Raw genomic sequence first — 16,592 nt, forward strand, 5'->3', positions numbered from 1 at the left:
ACTCCGGTCAGTGGTCGATGTCGCAGGGGCCGGCCGCGGCCGACACGCAGGTCTGGATGAGGACGCCGTCGCCGGGCACCGCCGTGGTCAGGTCCCCGTTGCGCAGGTCGCGGACCGCGCCCTGGCGCAGCGGCAGGACGCAGCCGAAACAGATGCCCATCCGGCAGCCCGAGGGCATCAGCACCCCGGCGTTCTCGCCGGCGTCGAGCAGCGGGGTGGCGCCGTCGGCCGCCACGGTCACCCCCGAGCGGGCGAAGGTGACGGTGCCGCCCTCCCCGGGTGAGATGACGGTGGGCCGGAACCGCTCGGTGTGCAGCCGGTCGCCGCGACCCTGGGCCGTCCAGTGCTCCGCCAGCGCGTCGAGCAGGCCGACCGGGCCGCAGGCCCAGGTCTCCCGGTCGAGGTGGTCGGGCACGAGGCCGGCGAGGTCGGCCACGGTGAGCAGCCCGTCGGCGTCGGTGTGCCGCTCCACCAGCCGGATCGCGCCTTGCGCGGCGAGGTTCCGCAGGTCGGCGCCGAAGATCATGTCGGCCGGGGTCGGCGCGGAGTGCACCACGACGACGTCGGCGCCGGCCAGTACGCCCGAGCGCAGCATCCCCATCACCGGAGTGACCCCGCTGCCGGCGGTCACGAAGAGCACCCGGGCGGGCGGCCGGCCCGGCAGCACGAAGTCGCCCTGGGCCTGGTCGAGCTGGACCAGCGTCCCGGGCTGCGCCCGGCGGACGAGGTGGTTGCTGACCACGCCGTCCGGGATCGCCTTGACGGTGATCGAGATGGGTCCGCGGGCGGTCGGGGCCGAGGTGACCGAGTACGCCCGCCACAGGCGCACGCCGTCGACGTCGACGCCGAGGCGGACGTACTGGCCGGGGGTGTGGCCCCGCCAGTCGCGGCCCGGCCGGATCACCAGTGTCGCCGCGTCGGCGGTCTCGGGGCGGACGGCGACGATCCGGCCGCGCAGGTCCGCCCCGGAGCGCAGCGGGGCCACCAGGTCGAGGTAGTCGTCGGGCAGCAGCGGGGTGGTGACCGACGCGGCCAGCCGCAGGATGCGGCCCCGCAGGGACGCCTTCGCGGGTGGGCGCGGGACGGTGGTCGTCATGATTCGATGGTCGCGGCGGCCTGGCATAAAATCTTGGCCTGCGAAGGTGAACCGATCCAGGCTTTTTGTGCGGAGGGAACAAACGTGTCGGAACGCTCCGAGGCCACCCGGCGTGCGGCCGGCCTCGAACTGGACGTGCGGGTCGCGGCCGCGCTGCGCGACCGGCTGCCGCTGCTCGCCGAGCGGACGATCACCGCGATCACCGCCGAGGTCCCGAGCTACTCCGGCACCCTCACCGGCCAGATGCGCGAGAAGATCGAGACCGCGGTGCAGCTCGCCCTCGGCACGTTCCTCCAGCTCATCGAGCGCTCCCAGTGCGCCGACCCGAGCACGCCCCTGGTCGGCGCCCTGGAGGCCGCGTACGCCCTCGGCAGCGGCGAGGCGCGCTCCGGCCGGAGCATGGACGCGCTGCTGGCCGCGTACCGGGTGGGCGCCCGCGTCTCGTGGCGGGAGATGTCGACCACCACGGTGCAGGGCGGGTCGTCCGCGGCCACCGTCGCCGAGTTCGCTGAGCTGATGTTCGCGTACATCGACGAACTTTCCGCCGCCAGCGTGGCCGGGCACGCCGACGAGTTGGCCAGCGTGGGCCGGGCCCGGCGCCGCAACCTGGAACGGCTCACCCAGCGGCTGCTCGCCGGCGAGCCCGAGGAGGTGCTGCTGCGCAGCGCCGACCGGGCCGACTGGCCGCCGCCGCAGACCCTCACCGTCGTGCTGCTGCCGCGGGCCAACCTCCGGGCGGCGCTCGCGCTGCTGCACCCGCACACCCTGGAGAGCGGCGAGGAGCTGCCGGCGACCGCGGCGGGCGAGGACCTCGCGGTGCTGCTGGTGCCCGACACGCACGGCGACCGGCGGCGCCAGCTCGCCCGGGTGCTGCGCGGGCGGCGCGCGGTGCTCGGCCCCGCCCGCCCGTGGACCCGGGTGGCCTCCTCCTACCAGCGCGCGACCCGGGCCCTGTCGCTCGGCCTCCACCCCGCCGACGACGGCGCGGCGCTGGACACCGAGCAGCACCTCGCCGAGCTGGCACTGAGCACGGACCCGGAGGGGATCGCCGACCTGCGCGCCCGGGTCCTGGCGCCGCTGGCGTCGCTGCCGCCCGCCACCGCCGACCGCCTCGCCGAGACGCTGCGCTCCTGGCTGCTGCACCACGGCCGGCGCGACGACGTCGCCGCCGACCTCTTCGTGCACCCGCAGACCGTGCGCTACCGGATGGGCAAGCTCCGCGAACTGTACGGCGACCGGCTGACCGACCCGGGGACCGTCCTCGACCTCACCCTCGCCCTGGCCTTCCCGCCCGGCGACCGGGCCGGCGACTCACCGTCCTGATCGGCCCGTCGGCCCTCGTGGACGCGGCCCCGCCCCGGGGATCGGCGACGGGACGCGCCGGGTGTGGCGCGCCGCATGGGAACTATCAGGTCAGATACCGGACATACCCGTATCGCCGGCCGACGTCGTCTGGCACCCTGGTCCCTCCTCGCCCGCGATCACCACGTCGGCCGCCGGCAAGGCCGGTGGTCGCCGCGCGGCGGGGCGGAACGGGGCTGCTTCCGACACCGCGACGCCCGCACCAGGAGGGCCGTCGGGCGGGGCCCGGCGAGCGAGAGGACGTGCATGGCGCCGCAGACGGGGGACGGACCCGGGGCCGACCGGTCGACCCCGGCCACCCGACGGAGACGTCGCGCGGGCCGGCTCCGCGACGCCCTGCGGACGACCCCGGCGCTGATCGTGGTCGGCGGCGCCGTGCTGGTCGCCGCGCTCGCCGCGACCGCCGCCGTCGCCGTGCAGTCCCGGGCGTCCGCCACCACGCTGGGCGAGCGGTCCGCCGAGACCGCCGTGCGCACCAGCACGACCGCCCGGGAGATCTACCAGGGCCTCGCCGACGCCGACGTCGCCGCCAGCGCCGTCTTCCTGCTCCCGCCCACCGAGGGCCGGCGCGCGTCGCTCGTCGGCGCGTACGACGCGGCGGTGCACGAGGTGGAGCGCACGCTGACCGACTCGATGGGCAACGCCGTCGACGACCCCGACCGGCTGACCCGGCTGGCGACGATCGCCGCGCGGCTGAAGGTCTACCGGGACGTGGTCTGCGCCGCGCTGCGGGTGGCCGGCCCCCTCCCCGCGCTTCCCGGCGCGGAGCAGCGCCGCCCCTGCGCGCCGTCGGAGACGACGACGGCGGAGACCGGGACGGACGACGCGGCGGCCCGCGCCGTGCTCGCCTCGGCCTACGCCCGCGAGGCGTCGCACTACATGTCCACCGAACTGCTCACCGCGGCGCAGGGCCTGTGGAACTACGACACCCGGCGCCTGCTCGAGGCCCGCGCCGACGCGCGGCCGTGGCTCGCCGCGTCCGTGCTGGTGCCGCTGGGCACCCTCGCCGCCCTGGTGGTGGTGCAGGTGTGGCTGCGCCGCAAGACCCGGCGCCGGCTGAACGCCGGCCTGCTGCTGGCCTCGCTGGGCACCGCGGCCGCGCTGGCCATGCTGGTCTCGTCGTGGTGGCACTGGCCGGACGCCGACCGGAGGTTCCCCGAGCTGGAACGGGCGGTCGACGCGCAGAGCGCCACCCAGCAGCGGCTCGGCACCCTGCTGGCCGGCCGCGCCGACGTCTACCTCGGGCTCGGGGCGAGCGTCGACCCGGCGGGGCACAAGGCCGACTTCGACCGGCGGGACCTCTGCGCCGATCCCGCCGGGCAGGAGCCCCCGAGGGACCGGATCGACTGCACCGCCCTGACGGAGGCGGTCTGGCCGGCCCGGCAGAGCCGGACACCCGACGCGTTCCGCAACGCGGTCGACACCGTGCTCAGCGACGGTTCGGCGGGCCGGGCGTTCGTCACCGCGGAGGGCCACCTCCTCGCCGACCTGACCGCCCGCAACCAGGAGGTCTCCCGGATGGTGACCGACCTGCCCGAGGCGCCACGCCATCTCGGCGGCACGGCCGCCTGGGTCACGCTGCTCGCCGCCGCCGGGGTGGTCGCCGGGCTGCGCCAGCGCTACCTGGAGTACCAGTGAACGCGACCCGGAGGGCTCCGACGACGACGCGACGCGGTGGCCGGGGGGCGATGGTCGCCGCGCTCCTGACCGCCCTCGCCGGGTGCACCGCGCCGACGGCGCCGCCTCCCGCGCCCCCGGCGCGGCCGCAGGGCGTGGCGACGGTCCCGACCGACGGGGCGGACGCGATCTGCCCGGTACGCCGCAGCCTTCCCGCGAGTTCGACCCCACCGTCCCGGATCCTCGACCGGGGCGAGCTGGTGGTGGGCGTCGACCCGTCCGACGCCACGATGAGCCACTGGGACGCCCGCACCCAGCGGTTCGAGGGCTTCAACATCGAGCTGATGCTGGCGGTCGCCCGGGCCCTCTGGCCGACGGAGGACCCGCGCGAGCGGCTCACCTTCAAGGTGGTGCCGCCCGGCCAGGGCGCCTTCACCATGGTGGAGAACGGCGAGATCGACGTCGTGGCCACCTCCCTGACGGCGACGTGCCAACGCGCCCGGCGGGTCGTCTTCTCCAACGACTACCTCGACTCCGGTCAGAGCGTGCTGGTCCGCGAACGCGCCGACGGGGTGCCGGAGTACGCCGGCATGGAGCAGCTCGGCGGCAAGCGGGTCTGCGCCGGCGCGAACACGACCTCGCTCGCGATGATCTCCAGCTACCGCACCCTGGCGGGCGAGCGGCTCGTGCCGGTGCAGGCCATCCACTCGGTCGACTGCATCGTCATGCTGCGCCAGGGCCAGGTCGAGGGCGTCAGCACCGACGAGAACATCCTGCTGGGCTTCGCCCAGATGGCCCCGGACACGATGCTGGTGACCGAGCCGCCACGCCGCGACCGGCAGTTCTGCGCGTACCACCGGGACTCCGACTGCACCTGGTTCACCGACGAGCCGCACGCCTTCGCGTTCCACCTCGACCACGGCCGGGAGCTGGCCGCGTACGTGAACCACGTGCTGGCGTCGCCGCGCACCGCGACGGTGTGGCGGCAGGCCCACGACCGGTGGCTCGCCGGGCACCGGGACAGGGGCATGCCGTCGCCCGAGCCGCCGACCACGGTGTGGCCGCCCCCCGACCCGCCGCCGGTCACGCCGCGGCCGACCGACTGACGGGCGGCGCCTGATGTCCCACCGGGAACGCCTCGACGCCACCCTGGCGGCGCACGCCTGGGTGTGCGAGAGCCTGCTCGAGGTGCAGCAGCTCGTCACCGACGCCTTCCGGCAGCCGACCGGCCCCGCCGCGGCGTCCGCGCGTGAGGCCCGGGACCTGCTGCACCGGCTCGGCTGCCTGTCGCTGGCCCTGGACCGCCTGGTCGACGACCTCGACGGCGTCGACCGGTCCACGCCCGCCGGTGCGGACGCGCTGGCCCGGCTGCTGGCCGGCCCCTGCCGGGTCCGGTTCACCGCGGCGACCGGCGAGCCGGTCCGCCTGGAGGAGATGACCGTCGAGCAGGTCGTGGTGGCGGCCTGCGAGCACGTGGCCCGGATCCGCCGGATCGTGGACGCGCACGGCCGCGACCGGCTGGCGGTCCGGGGGCAGCGGCTGCGCTCCTCCCTGGACCGGCTCCGGCGGCTCGCCGCGGACGCCGCCGCCGAGGGCCTGGGCGACGGGGCCGACCCCGTGGCCGGGCTCGCGGTGGACGGGCTGCTGGAGCAGGTCGCCGCCGTCGAGGCGGCGGGCCGGGGGCGGTGGCTGCGCGGCGACGCCGGGCCGGACGGGGACGACGGGACGTTGTCCGAAGCCGTCGACCGGGCGGTCGAGCTGACCGACGCCGCGCGGCGCCGGCTGCGCCGCCGGTGCCACCTGGAGCTCACGGGGCGGCTGGAGGCGTACCGGCAGAAGGCCGCCGACGTGGGCCGGGCCGAGCATCCCGGCGTCGAGGAGAGCTACCGGGACGCCCGGGCCGCGCTGCGCCCCGACGTCTTCGACGTGACCGGCGCCAGCCGGGCGGTCCGGGCCTACCAGCAGGCCGTGAACGGGGGTACGCGATGACGGCGGTCAGCCGCGGCTGCGCGGAGCGCAACTGCCCCGGCAGCGTGGACTCCGACGGGTTCTGCCGGCTGTGGGGGCACGAGTGCGCCGGGGCCGGCGCCGCCACCGGCCCGGGGCCGAGCCCCGGCCCCGGCCCCGACCTCGACCGGCGCCCGGCGCGGACGGCGTCCCGGCCGTGGGAGCAGCCGGCCGTGCTGCCCACCGCCCGGCCCCACGACCCGCTGTCGGCGCTGGTGTCGCAGCCGGTCGTCCCCGAGCACTCCCGCTACTGCGCGAAGACGACCTGCCGGCGCCGGCTGCCCCGGGTCGCCGGATACTGCCCGGACTGCGGCACCCGGTACTCCTTCACCCCGCCGCTGGCCAACGGCGACCTGCGGGCCGGGCGCTACCGGATCGAGGGCTGCCTGGGCAACGGCGGGGTCGGCTGGGTGTTCCTCGCCCGGGACGAGGACATGGACGGCGCGTGGCGGGTGCTGAAGGGGCAGCGCAACCCGGAGGACCGGGAGGCCGTCGCGGCGTTCGTCGCCGAACGGCAGGCGCTGATCGCCCTGAACCACCCGCACATCGTCACGATCACCCACGCGCTGCGGCCCGAGTCCGACCGGGACGCCGGCTACCTGGTGATGGAGTACGTCAACGGGGGCACCCTCGAGGAGGCGCGCAGCGCGGCCGGGCCGGGCGGCGGTTCCTGCGCCGTCGACGTGGCACAGGCGCTCGGGTACGGCATGCAGATCCTCGACGCCTTCGAGTACCTGCACGACCAGGGCTGGCTGTACTGCGACCTGAAGCCCGAGAACGTGATGCGGGTCGGCGGCCAGGGCGCCAACGACCCGATCAAGCTCGTCGACTTCGGCGCCGCCCGCCGGATCGACAACACGGTGAGCCCGGCCTGGGGCACCGCGGGCTTCACCGCCCCGGAGGTGGAACGCCTGGGGCCGGCCGGCCCGAGCGTACGGTCGGACCTCTACACCGTCGGCCGGACCCTCGCGGCGCTGACCCTGGTGCCCCGGTCCGTCGACGTGACCCGGATCCCGCCCGGACCGGACCTGCTGCGGTTGCCCGTGCCGGCGCGGCTCGACCCGTTCCTGCGGTTGCTGGCCCGCGCCACCGCCGCCGAGCCGGACGACCGGTTCGCCTCCGCCGCCGAGATGCGCGAGCAGGTCCGGGGGGTCCGGCGGCAGGTCGCCTCGGCGGGCGACGGCGTGCCCCGGCCGATCCGGTCCACTCTGTTCAGTCCCTCCGCGTGCGCGTTCGGCCTGCACACCGACGGGGACGCGCTCGACGTCGTGGAGATCATGCTCGGTCTGCCCGCGCCCCTGGTCGACGGCGCCGACCCGGCCGCCGGTTTCCTCGCCTCGCTCGGCCCGGCCGACCCGGCGGAGCTCATCGAGCTACTGAAGACCGCCCCGGAGCGGACGGCGCAGGTCACCTACCGCGCCGTCCGGGCACACCTCGCCGCCGGCCGGGCGGACGAGGCGGGGCCGCTGCTCGCCGAGTTCCCCGAGGAGTTGCGGGACTGGTCGCTGTGGTGGCACCGCGGCCTGGTGGCCCTGGTGGGCCGGGACTTCGGCACTGCCCGCCGCCGCTTCGCGCAGGTCTACGGGTGGCTGCCGGGCGAGGTCTCCACCCGGCTCGCGTACGCGGTGGCCTGCGAGCTTGACGGCGACCCGCGCACGGCCGCCGACCACTACCGGGGGGTGTGGGACACGGACCCGGGCGTGGTGGGCGCGGCGTTCGGGCTGGCCCGCTGCCTGCTGGCGACGGCCGACCCGCGCAGCGCCGCCGACGCGCTGCTGAAGGTGCCGGAGTCGTCCCGGGCCTCGACGGTGGCGGTGACCTGCGCGGTGCGGATCCTGCTCGACGTGCCGGACGACGGGCACCGGCTCGACGCCGCGCTCGACGCCGCGGCAATGGTCGACAAGTTGCCCCCGTTCGACGAACGCGAGCAGGTCGAGGCGCACATCCTGCGGATCGCGCTGGACTGCGACCTGGCCGCCGGGCGCCACGCCGGGCGGCGACTGTTCGGCCACCCGCTGGAGGAGGACGCCCTGCGCGGCGCGTTCGAGCGCCGGTGCCGGTCCCGGGCCCGGCGCACCGCCGACCGGCGCGAGCGGATCGCGCTCGTCGACCTTGCCAACGCGTACCGGCCGGTGACGTGGTGGTGAGCCCGGCCGCCGGCCCCGACGGAAAGAGGTCACCCGTGCCCCCCGCCAACGGTCTGCCGCTGCGCCTGAGCGTGCACCACACCGAGTACGTGCCCGCCGACGGGGCGGTCGTCGACGTCGTCGCCACCGTCCAGGGCGCGGAGCCGGAGGACGGGGACGTCCGCCACGACGGCCTGGCCGAGGTGATCCTGCTCGACTCCTCCGGCTCGATGGGGGCGCCGCAGGCCAAGATGCGGGCCGCCCGGCAGGCGACCGCCGCCGCCATCGACGCCCTGTCGGATGGGGTCGCGTTCGCGGTGGTGGCCGGCACCGCCAACGCCACGATGGTCTACCCGGGCGACCGGCGGCTGGCGGTCGCCGACGAGAGCACCCGCGCCGCCGCCCGCAACGCGCTGCGGCGCGTGGCGCCGCACGGCGGCACCGCCATCGGCACGTGGCTGCTGCTGGCCCGCCGGCTGCTCGCCACGCGGCCCGACGCGATCGGGCACGTCATCCTGCTCACCGACGGCCGCAACGAGTCCCAGCGCCCGGCCGACCTGCGGGCGGCGGTGGACGACTGCGTGGGGCGCTTCACCGTCGACTGCCGCGCCATCGGCTCCGCCGACGGCGTGCACGACTGGGACGCGGCGGAACTGCTGGGCATCGCGGAGGCGTTGGGGGCCAACCCCGTCGTGCCGGTGGAGGACCTCGCCGGGCTCGCCGACGAGTTCCGGGCGGTGCTGAGGCGCGCGATGTCCCGCCGGGTCGCCGGCGTGCGGCTCCGGGTGCGCACCACCGGGCTGACCCGGGTCCGCTTCGTCAAGCAGGTACACCCGGCGATCGCCGACCTCACGGGGCGCGGCGAGCCGGCCGGCGAGCTGACCACCGACTACCCGGTCGGCGCGTGGAGCCCGCACGACCAGCGGGACTACCACGTCGCCCTGGAGGTCGACGCGATGGCGCCGGGGGCACGCCGGCGGGTCGGCTGGGTGAGCGTCCACGCCGACGCGGACGGCGAGCCGGTCGAGGCGCCGATCACCGTGGAGTGGACCGAGGACGCCCTGCGGTACTCGGAGATCAACGAGAGCGTCGCCCACTACACCCGGCAGCAGGACTACGCGGCGGCGGTCCAGCGCGGGCTGACGGCCGCCCGGGCGGGCCGGACCGGCGAGGCGGAGGAGCACCTGGGCCGCGCGGTCGCGCTCGCCCACGCCGCGGGCCGCGACGACGACGTGGTCCTGCTCGCCCGGGTGGTGGACGTCCTGGACGCCGCCGGCGGCCGGGTCCGCCTCAAGCCCGACGTGGACGCCCGGCTGACCCAGTCCTCCCTGGTCGTGTCCCACCACACCTCGCGGTGGGGGCCGCAGGAGCCGCCGGCGCAGCGGTCCGCGCCGGCCGGCCCGCCCGCGCCGTGGCGGCACTGCGGCGAGACGCAGACCGGCGCCTACTGCGAGGGGTGCGGGGCCCACCACCTGGCGGCGGACCGGCCCGGCGCCGGCCGGCCCTGACGCCGATGGACCTGGAGATCCCCAACCAGGTCGCCGGAGTCGTCAGCGGCACGCTGGCGCTCGCCGGCGCGGTCCTCGCCGTCCGCCGGTACACCCGGGACCGGGACCGGCGCGGCTGGTGGTCCGCGCTGAGCCCGGTCTGGAAGCGGGAGGCGGACGCCGGCATCGTGCACCCGCACCGGTTCGGCGGGTACGTGAAGCCGCTGTCCGAGGTGTACGTGCCGCGCCGGGTGGTGCCCCGACTCGCCCCGGCCGGCGACGGCGTCGACGTGGCGGACCTGCTCACCGGTGCCGGCAACGTGCTGCTGATCGGTGAGCCGGGCAGCGGCAAGACGGCGCTCGTCCGCTACGAGAGCGCCCGGTCGGCGCAGCGCTGGCTCGCCGGACGCGGCCGGCGGCGACGGTCCCCGCCCGGTCCGGTGTTGGTGAGCCTGCCGGCCGCCGCCCTGGTGCACCAGCCGCTGCCCGCCGCGCTCGCCGAGGCGTACCCGCGGGAGGGCGCCCCGCTCGACGTGGAGCAGCCGCCCGCTCCCGGGCGGCGGTGGCTGGTCTGCGTCGACGGGGTCGACGGCGTCGCCGACCCGGACGAGCGGGCCGTCGTGCTCAACCGCCTCGCCACCCTGGCCCGCTCCCCCGCCCCGGCCGCCGCGCCGAAGCCGTGGCGCCTCCTGGTGACCACGCGGCACCTGGCCGAGGACGAGCTGGCCGTGCTGGGCGACGGCTACGCGGCGTACCACCTGGCGCACTTCACCGACGCCGACGTCGCGCTGCTGGCCGCCCGGTGGTTCCCGGACGACGCCACGGCGCGCCGGTTCCTGGACTGGGCCCACGCCCAGCGCATCACCGGCCCGGTGCACAACCCGCTGACCGCCACCATCGCCGTGCTGGTGTGGGAGGGCGGGCAGACGGAGGCGGCCCCGCAGCCCGGCCCGGCGGCCCTGCTCGACGAGTTCGTCCGCGCCCTGCTGCGCGGCGGCCGGGACAGCCTGGACGCCGCCTGCGAGGCGCTGCTGCGCTGCCCGCCCGAGGGCGAGTCGATCGCCGCCTGGCTGATGGCGCGGCACACCGAACTCGTCGAGGTGGCGGCGACCGCCGCGGTCACCGGGGGCGATCCGGTGGCGGCGGTCGTGGACTGGTCGGCGGCGCACGCGCCGGCTCCCCCGGCCCGGGCGCTGCCCGACTGGCCCACCCACGTACGGCAGATCCTGCTCGCCACGAACCTCTTCCGGGCCGACCGGCACACCCTGGCCTCGGTCTGGCCCAGCCTGGTGGACTACCTGGCGGCGGGGCCGCTGGCCCGGGACTGGCGGCCCGACGAGTGGGTGACGCTGATGAACACCCGCTCGACGCGGTTCGTCGCCTTGCAGGCGATCAGCCGGGCCGCCGTCGCGCCGGCCTTCCTGCGGGACCGTCTGGCGGAGCCGGACGGCGCGATCGCCGCCGGTCACCTGCTCGCCAGCCGCGCCGGGACGGGCGGGGCCGGCGCACTCCCGTTCCGGGCGGACGTGCTCGCGGCGCTGCTGACGCACTGGGCCGGCGGCGCGGACCGCCCCGCCGGCCGGGACGCCGCGCGGGAGTGCTTCTCGCTGCTCATGACGCTGGCCGCGGACCGGGCCGACCGGGACCTGCTGCACGACGTCGCCACGGATCCACGACGGCCGGGCGACGTCCGCCGGGCCGCGGCGCTCTTCTTCGCCGTACGCAAGCGCAACGCCCGTCCGCCGCGGACAACGTGACCACTATGGACAGCCGTCGCCGTTGACCTGCCCGGCGCCCGCGACGCGCCAGCCGAACCAGGGCAACGCCTGCGAACAGGCATTCACCACGACCGACGGCGTTTCGTGAAACAGCCCGGCCTGAGCTTTCCGGTCCCGGGCCAGCCTGGATGCCGAGTTCCGTAAGGCGCGCATCCGGGCGCCCTGCTTTCATTGGCCGGCGCCGAGGAACGGAAAACCCGGACCGCCTATCGGAAAGGGTCGAATAAGGACCCATTCCACAGCGACATTGGACGCCAGGGGTGATGCCGACAATGCGTCCCACGCCGCATTCCTCTCTTGCGATCGCCCCGCTTCGCGGGCAAGCTTCATGGACAACGCTCGAATTCCGCGAGGAGAGCCTGTGGATCTCACTCTGACTTTCGACGCCGCTTACTCCGCTCACGCAGCCGTGGTCATGGCGACCGTGGCGGACGCCATGCCGGACGAGGACCTGCGCTACTGGGTCATCACTGCCGACGATGTCGACGGTCGGGCGCGAACGATCCTGGGCCGCGCCGCGGGGCCCAACGCGACGGTCTCGTTCCTGGACGTGGACACCTCCGTGATGAGGCTGCCTAGGGGGTCCGACCCGTTGTTGCAGTACCTCTCCCCCGCGATGTACCTGCGCCTGCTGGTTCCCGGAGCGCTTCCGGCCGATGTCGAGCGGGTGCTCTACCTGGACTGCGACGTGATGTGCACCAACTCGCTCAAGCCGCTGTTCGAGATCGACATGGGCACGGCACCCCTCGGCGCCGTGCGGGATCCGTTCAACCGGCGTCTGCTGGACATGGGGGGTCTGCCCGGCCTCGCGTCGTACAAGGAACTGGACCCGCGCGCCGACTATTTCAACTCGGGGGTGCTTCTCATTGACGTCCCGCGCTGGAAAGAGGCCAAAGTAACCGAGACGAGCCTGAATTACCTCGCCCGCCACGCGCACGAATCCCGCTATCCGGATCAGGACGCCCTGAACTACGCCGTCTACGGCAACTGGCTGAGGCTTCCCCGGCGCTGGAACGACCTCATGGCATGGCGGTTGGAGCCGGAATTCGGCGGCAAGTTGTCCGACGCGGCGATCATTCATCCGGCAGGTCCGATAAAGCCCTGGAAGCCCGGTTTCCCGAAGGGCGCCCGCCGGGACCTGTACTGGAAGCACCGTCGGCTGAACGGCGGCCTCCTGCAGACAGTGCGACGTTGAGGACGGCGCCCTTCGAGGCGCAGGTGACCGTCACCGCCGCTGACGCGGACGCTCTTTTGTCGTGAACCACCGGATCCGGATTGTTCGGCCCGGAAGCTGTTCGACGCGGGACGTCGGTCGTCGGTGCCACGCGCCACGTCGGACGCGCCGTGGGCGCGGGGAGATCGAGGGAACGGCGAAGGGGCCGCGCTCGGTGAGCGCGGCCCCTTCGTGCGTCCTCGTCCCGGCCGTCGGCCGTCGGCGGCGGCAGGGTCGCCTATGCCACCCGCCGCGGTCCGACGACGGTCCAGCACAGACCGGCCGGATCGCGCAGCGTCACGTGGGGCGACGCGTCCGCCTGAGTCTCGACGTGGGCACCGGCGGCCACCGCGCGCCGCAGCACCGACTCGGGGTCGGCCCGCTCGATGGTCAACACGTCGTCGTCCCGGCTGTCGCCCCCGGCGGAGGGCCGCGCCTCGTCCCATTCGCTGACGGTCAGGTGGTGGCTTCCGACGGCCAGTTCCGCGCGCAGGACGCGGCCGTCGAGCAGGCACTCCCGCTGGAGCTGGACGGCGTCGAAGACGTCCGTGTAGAAGGCGATGGCTTCGGCCGTGTCGCCGACCGTGAGGTGGGGCCCCGGCCGGTCGTTCGCTGCCCTCATGAGACTCGTGCCGCCCTTCCGCTACTCGGCGATCCGGGTTCGACCGGTCCAGCGGAAGATCACGGGTACGTCAGCCGCTTCCGGGGCGGAGCCCCGCTCGAAGTGCTCGTACCCTCCGTAGTGCCGGACCTTGATCTTCTCCTCCGCCCGCGCCACCCGGTGGCTGCGCAGGTCGGCCGGCAGGTCGGCCGGGCCGCCCTCCAGGACGACGTCGATGATGCCGGCGACGTCCCGGGCGACCGGATCAGCTTGCGAAAAGTCCTTCATGGCACGACCTCCGTCGCATTCCGCACACCTCGGACGGGCCCGCCGCTGGCCGGCGGACGCGTCCACACAGGTCTGACGACACCCGTTGCCGGGGTGAACGGACGCTCCGGGTCGAACGTCGTTGTTCCGGTGGCCGGCCGCCCGTTCCGCACCGAACGTAATCCAGGTCACATCGGCCGAACACCCTTAGCGGACCCCTAGGACCGGCCCTGGGCAGCGACGATGCCCCGGGCGCCGGCCACCGGTCGGCTCACTCCCAGCGGAAGAACCGGGTGGCCGCCACGGAGCCGAGCACGGCCGTCACGGCCAGGGCGAGCAGCTGCCCCCACTCCGGGCTGGCACCCGCCCACGCCGCGCCGATGGTGTCCACCGTGGCGCCCAGCGGCGAGTAGTCGCCGATGAAGGCCAGGACGGCCGGCATCCGGTCACGAGGCAGCCAGGCGCCGGCCAGGAAGAGCAGCGGGAAGAACAGCGCGGGGCCGATCGACTGCGCCGCCCGGGCGGACGGCGCCAGCGCCGCGATCAGCAGCCCGACGGCGAAGAGGCAGGCCACCCCGAGCAGGAACGCCAGCACGAAACCGGGAAAGTTGGCCGGCGCCGGCTGGTCCAGCAGGAACCGTACGGCGATCGCGGTGACCACGGCGCCGAGGACGCCCATCACGAGGTTGACCACGACCTGCGCCACCAGCAGGAGGGCGGGCTGCACCGGGGTGGTCGCCAGGCGGCGCAGGACCCGGCGTTCGCGGTAGATGCCGAGCGCCATCGGCAGGGTGAAGAGCGCGAGCATGCCGATCGTCAGGGCCAGGGCGAGGGACGGCAGGAAGGTCTGCTCGGCGTGCTGCCCGGTGTCGGCGGCCGTGCCGGCGCGTTGCGGCAGCCCGAAGACGAGCATCAGGCCGATCGGCAGGGCGAAGACGAAGAACAACGACACCGGCTCCCGCAGGAACAGCTTCGTCTCGACGGCGATCAGCTTCGTCAGGGCGCTCACGATGACCTCTCGTCAATCGGGGACTGCGTGGCGGTCCGGCTCCCACGGCCGGTCAGGGACACGAACGCGTCGTCGAGGCTGGGCTGCTCGACCCGGAGCCCGGTGTAGCGGATGCCGGCCCCGTTGAGCGCGGACAGGACCGACTGGAGGACGTCCTTCGTGCCGGTCACCACCACCTCCGCGCCGTAGCGGGATACCCCGGTCACGTCGGGCGACGCGAGCAGCAGCGCGTCCTCGACCGGCTCGTCGGGCCGGAAGTGCACCCGGTGGTCGGTGCCGACCCGGTCGAGCAGGCCGGACGGGCTGTCGATCGCCACCACCCGCCCCTGGTCGATGATCGCGAGCCGGTCGCAGAGGCGTTCCGCCTCCTCCATGAAGTGGGTGACCAGCACGACGGTGACGCCCCGGTCGCGGATCCGCTCGACCAGGTCCCAGGTGTCCCGGCGGCCCTGCGGGTCGAGCCCCGTGGTCAGCTCGTCGAGGATCGCGACCTCGGGCCGCCCGACCAGGGCCAGCGCCACCGACAACCGCTGCTTCTGCCCGCCGGAGAGCTTCTGGAAGTAGGTGTTGCGCTGCTCGGCCAGGCCGAGGTCGGTCAGCAGCTCGTCGATGTCGGCCCGGTTGCGGTAGAAGGACCGGTACAGGTCCAGCGCCTCCCATACCCGCACCTTGTCGGGCAGTTGGCTCTCCTGGAGCTGGGCGCCGACGCGCTGGCGCACCTCGGTGCGGTCGCGGACCGGGTCGAGCCCGAGCACCCGGATGGTGCCACCGTCGGGCCGACGCAGCCCCTGCACGCACTCGACGGTCGTGGTCTTGCCCGCTCCGTTGGGGCCCAGCACGCCGAAGATCTCGCCCTGTTCGACGGTGAAGGAGACGTCCGCGACGGCGACCTTCTCCCCGTACCGTTTCTGCAGATGATCTACTTCGATGACCGGCATGGGCGTGGTCCTCCTTCGCGTGCGGGCGGCCGTCGGAAAGGGCGGAACCCCTCGGCTGATCGCGGCGTCGGCTGTGGTGGCGTGCCGGCGCCGGCACGCCCGCGAGGCCGGCCGACGCCGGACATCATCCGTCCATCGGAGGTACGAATCAATCGATCAGTTGACGAATCGGGGGTATCGAACGGGATACCACCCGGGGACAGGGGTGTCGACCGGAGGCTCGGCACCGGGGACAGGGGTGTCGACCGGTTACCCGCTGTGTCCGTCGGCGCGCCGGGGTGGGCCGGGCGCCGGGCAGAGGGGCAGCAGCTCGTCCAGCCGGGTCAGCACGACGTCGGGGCCGGCGGCGCGCAGGGTCTCCTCGTCGGACTCGCCCCACAGCGCGGCCACCGCGACCACCCCGGCCGCCCGCGCGCTGAGCAGGTCGCTCGCCGCGTCGCCGACCATGAGCGCCTCCGCCGGCCGGGCCCCGAGCAGCCGCAGCGCCCGCCGCACGATGTCCGGTGCGGGCTTGGGCCTGGGCACCTCGTCCGAGCCCACCACGTGGTCGACGAGCGGCAGCAGGTCGAGCCGGCCGAGCAGGTCCCGGGCCCGTACGCCGCTGCGGCCGGTCGCCACGGCCAGCCCGATCCCCCGCCGCCGCAGCGTGCCGAGCAGCTCCGGCACCCCGTCGACCGGGGTGACCCGGTGCGCGAGGCGGTTGCTCTCCCGGACGAACGGCTCGGCCAGCGCCGCCGGCAGGCCCATCAGCTCCAGCACTTCCGGCAGGTACCGGCCCGAATGGCGGCAGTACTCCTCGACCGGGGCGACGCCGTCGCCGACCACCTCCGCGTACGCGAGGGTGAACGCCTCCCTGGCCACGGCGAGGCTGTCGACCAGCACCCCGTCGAGGTCGAGCACCACCGCCCGGACGCCCGCGGACGCCGGCACCCGTCCCGTCGTCTCCCCAACCACCGACGCCACCTCCCGCCCGTCCGACCGCGCCGGCCGGTAGGGGTGGCAGGCCGGGGGACGCCCCGACTACGGTCGGGATCGTCGTCCCGGGCCTGCCGGCCGGGCGACGCCCGCCCGGATCCACCGGCGCACCGCCG

At 75.2% G+C, this 16,592-nt stretch carries 14 protein-coding genes; 8 read left to right on the plus strand and 6 right to left on the minus strand.

The genetic code is table 11. The features are described 5' to 3' along the window. Positions 1-7: 7 nt before the first annotated feature. A complete protein-coding gene (locus tag ACZ6O2_RS26005) occupies positions 8-1,096 on the minus strand; it encodes a ferredoxin reductase (RefSeq protein ID WP_466024654.1) in 1,089 nt (362 codons plus the stop codon). An 84-nt stretch (positions 1,097-1,180) separates the two neighbouring features. Here ACZ6O2_RS26005 and ACZ6O2_RS26010 point away from each other — a divergent pair, with 84 nt between their 5' ends. The 8 genes from ACZ6O2_RS26010 (at position 1,181) to ACZ6O2_RS26045 (ending at position 12,668) form a co-directional block, all read left to right on the plus strand. Next, entirely contained in the window at positions 1,181-2,419 is a 1,239-nt protein-coding gene (locus tag ACZ6O2_RS26010) for a PucR family transcriptional regulator (protein ID WP_466024655.1), read from the plus strand. Positions 2,420-2,704: 285 nt separating this feature from the next. After that, on the plus strand, positions 2,705-4,096 hold the full coding sequence (locus ACZ6O2_RS26015) for a hypothetical protein (RefSeq protein WP_466024656.1): 1,392 nt from the start codon (positions 2,705-2,707) through the stop codon (positions 4,094-4,096). 50 nt (positions 4,097-4,146) lie between these two features. Next, a complete protein-coding gene (locus ACZ6O2_RS26020; protein WP_466024657.1) occupies positions 4,147-5,181 on the plus strand; it encodes a transporter substrate-binding domain-containing protein in 1,035 nt (344 codons plus the stop codon). Between the two features lie 13 nt (positions 5,182-5,194). Further along, a complete protein-coding gene (locus ACZ6O2_RS26025) occupies positions 5,195-6,064 on the plus strand; it encodes a hypothetical protein (protein WP_466024658.1) in 870 nt (289 codons plus the stop codon). Continuing rightward, positions 6,061-8,229: a serine/threonine-protein kinase gene (locus ACZ6O2_RS26030; RefSeq protein WP_466024659.1), complete on the plus strand. Its 2,169-nt coding sequence runs from the start codon at positions 6,061-6,063 to the stop codon at positions 8,227-8,229. Before ACZ6O2_RS26025 ends, ACZ6O2_RS26030 begins: the two co-directional genes overlap by 4 nt. Positions 8,230-8,264: 35 nt before the next feature. Continuing rightward, positions 8,265-9,716 carry a VWA domain-containing protein gene (locus tag ACZ6O2_RS26035; RefSeq protein WP_466024660.1) on the plus strand — a complete coding sequence of 484 codons (1,452 nt, stop codon included), beginning with the start codon at positions 8,265-8,267 and terminating at the stop codon, positions 9,714-9,716. 5 nt (positions 9,717-9,721) lie between these two features. Then, a complete protein-coding gene (locus tag ACZ6O2_RS26040) occupies positions 9,722-11,452 on the plus strand; it encodes a hypothetical protein (protein WP_466024661.1) in 1,731 nt (576 codons plus the stop codon). A gap of 382 nt (positions 11,453-11,834) precedes the next feature. Beyond that, the gene (locus tag ACZ6O2_RS26045) at positions 11,835-12,668 is read left to right on the plus strand and encodes a glycosyltransferase family 8 protein (RefSeq protein WP_466024662.1); all 834 of its coding nucleotides are present in this window, start codon (positions 11,835-11,837) and stop codon (positions 12,666-12,668) included. A gap of 256 nt (positions 12,669-12,924) precedes the next feature. Here ACZ6O2_RS26045 and ACZ6O2_RS26050 read toward each other — a convergent pair whose 3' ends face one another. The 5 genes from ACZ6O2_RS26050 to ACZ6O2_RS26070 form a co-directional block, all read right to left on the minus strand. Continuing rightward, complete coding sequence (locus ACZ6O2_RS26050) at positions 12,925-13,308, minus strand: VOC family protein (RefSeq protein ID WP_466024663.1); 384 nt, start codon at positions 13,306-13,308, stop codon at positions 12,925-12,927. Positions 13,309-13,329: 21 nt separating this feature from the next. Continuing rightward, positions 13,330-13,575, minus strand: a complete 246-nt coding sequence (locus ACZ6O2_RS26055; RefSeq protein ID WP_466024664.1) for a DUF5988 family protein — start codon at positions 13,573-13,575, stop codon at positions 13,330-13,332. A 250-nt stretch (positions 13,576-13,825) separates the two neighbouring features. Next, positions 13,826-14,563 (minus strand): ABC transporter permease, encoded by a 738-nt coding sequence (locus tag ACZ6O2_RS26060; RefSeq protein ID WP_350711481.1) that lies wholly within the window; start codon positions 14,561-14,563, stop codon positions 13,826-13,828. Next, entirely contained in the window at positions 14,560-15,501 is a 942-nt protein-coding gene (locus ACZ6O2_RS26065; protein WP_466024665.1) for an ABC transporter ATP-binding protein, read from the minus strand. The genes ACZ6O2_RS26060 and ACZ6O2_RS26065 overlap by 4 nt, the downstream gene beginning before the upstream one ends. A gap of 249 nt (positions 15,502-15,750) precedes the next feature. Further along, positions 15,751-16,464, minus strand: a complete 714-nt coding sequence (locus ACZ6O2_RS26070) for an HAD-IA family hydrolase (RefSeq protein WP_466024666.1) — start codon at positions 16,462-16,464, stop codon at positions 15,751-15,753. Between the last annotated feature and the right edge of the window lie 128 nt (positions 16,465-16,592).

The organism is Micromonospora sp. NPDC048040 (assembly GCF_055587185.1).

Excerpts from the sequence above, each read along its gene's own strand:
- ACZ6O2_RS26005 (WP_466024654.1), bottom strand. The coding sequence starts at position 1,096 with ATGACGACCACCGTCCCGCGCCCACCCGCGAAGGCGTCCCTGCGGGGC.
- ACZ6O2_RS26015 (WP_466024656.1), top strand. The coding sequence starts at position 2,705 with ATGGCGCCGCAGACGGGGGACGGACCCGGGGCCGACCGGTCGACCCCG.
- ACZ6O2_RS26020 (WP_466024657.1), top strand. The coding sequence starts at position 4,147 with ATGGTCGCCGCGCTCCTGACCGCCCTCGCCGGGTGCACCGCGCCGACG.
- ACZ6O2_RS26025 (WP_466024658.1), top strand. The coding sequence starts at position 5,195 with ATGTCCCACCGGGAACGCCTCGACGCCACCCTGGCGGCGCACGCCTGG.
- ACZ6O2_RS26030 (WP_466024659.1), top strand. The coding sequence starts at position 6,061 with ATGACGGCGGTCAGCCGCGGCTGCGCGGAGCGCAACTGCCCCGGCAGC.
- ACZ6O2_RS26040 (WP_466024661.1), top strand. The coding sequence starts at position 9,722 with ATGGACCTGGAGATCCCCAACCAGGTCGCCGGAGTCGTCAGCGGCACG.
- ACZ6O2_RS26050 (WP_466024663.1), bottom strand. The coding sequence starts at position 13,308 with ATGAGGGCAGCGAACGACCGGCCGGGGCCCCACCTCACGGTCGGCGAC.
- ACZ6O2_RS26055 (WP_466024664.1), bottom strand. The coding sequence starts at position 13,575 with ATGAAGGACTTTTCGCAAGCTGATCCGGTCGCCCGGGACGTCGCCGGC.
- ACZ6O2_RS26065 (WP_466024665.1), bottom strand. The coding sequence starts at position 15,501 with ATGCCGGTCATCGAAGTAGATCATCTGCAGAAACGGTACGGGGAGAAG.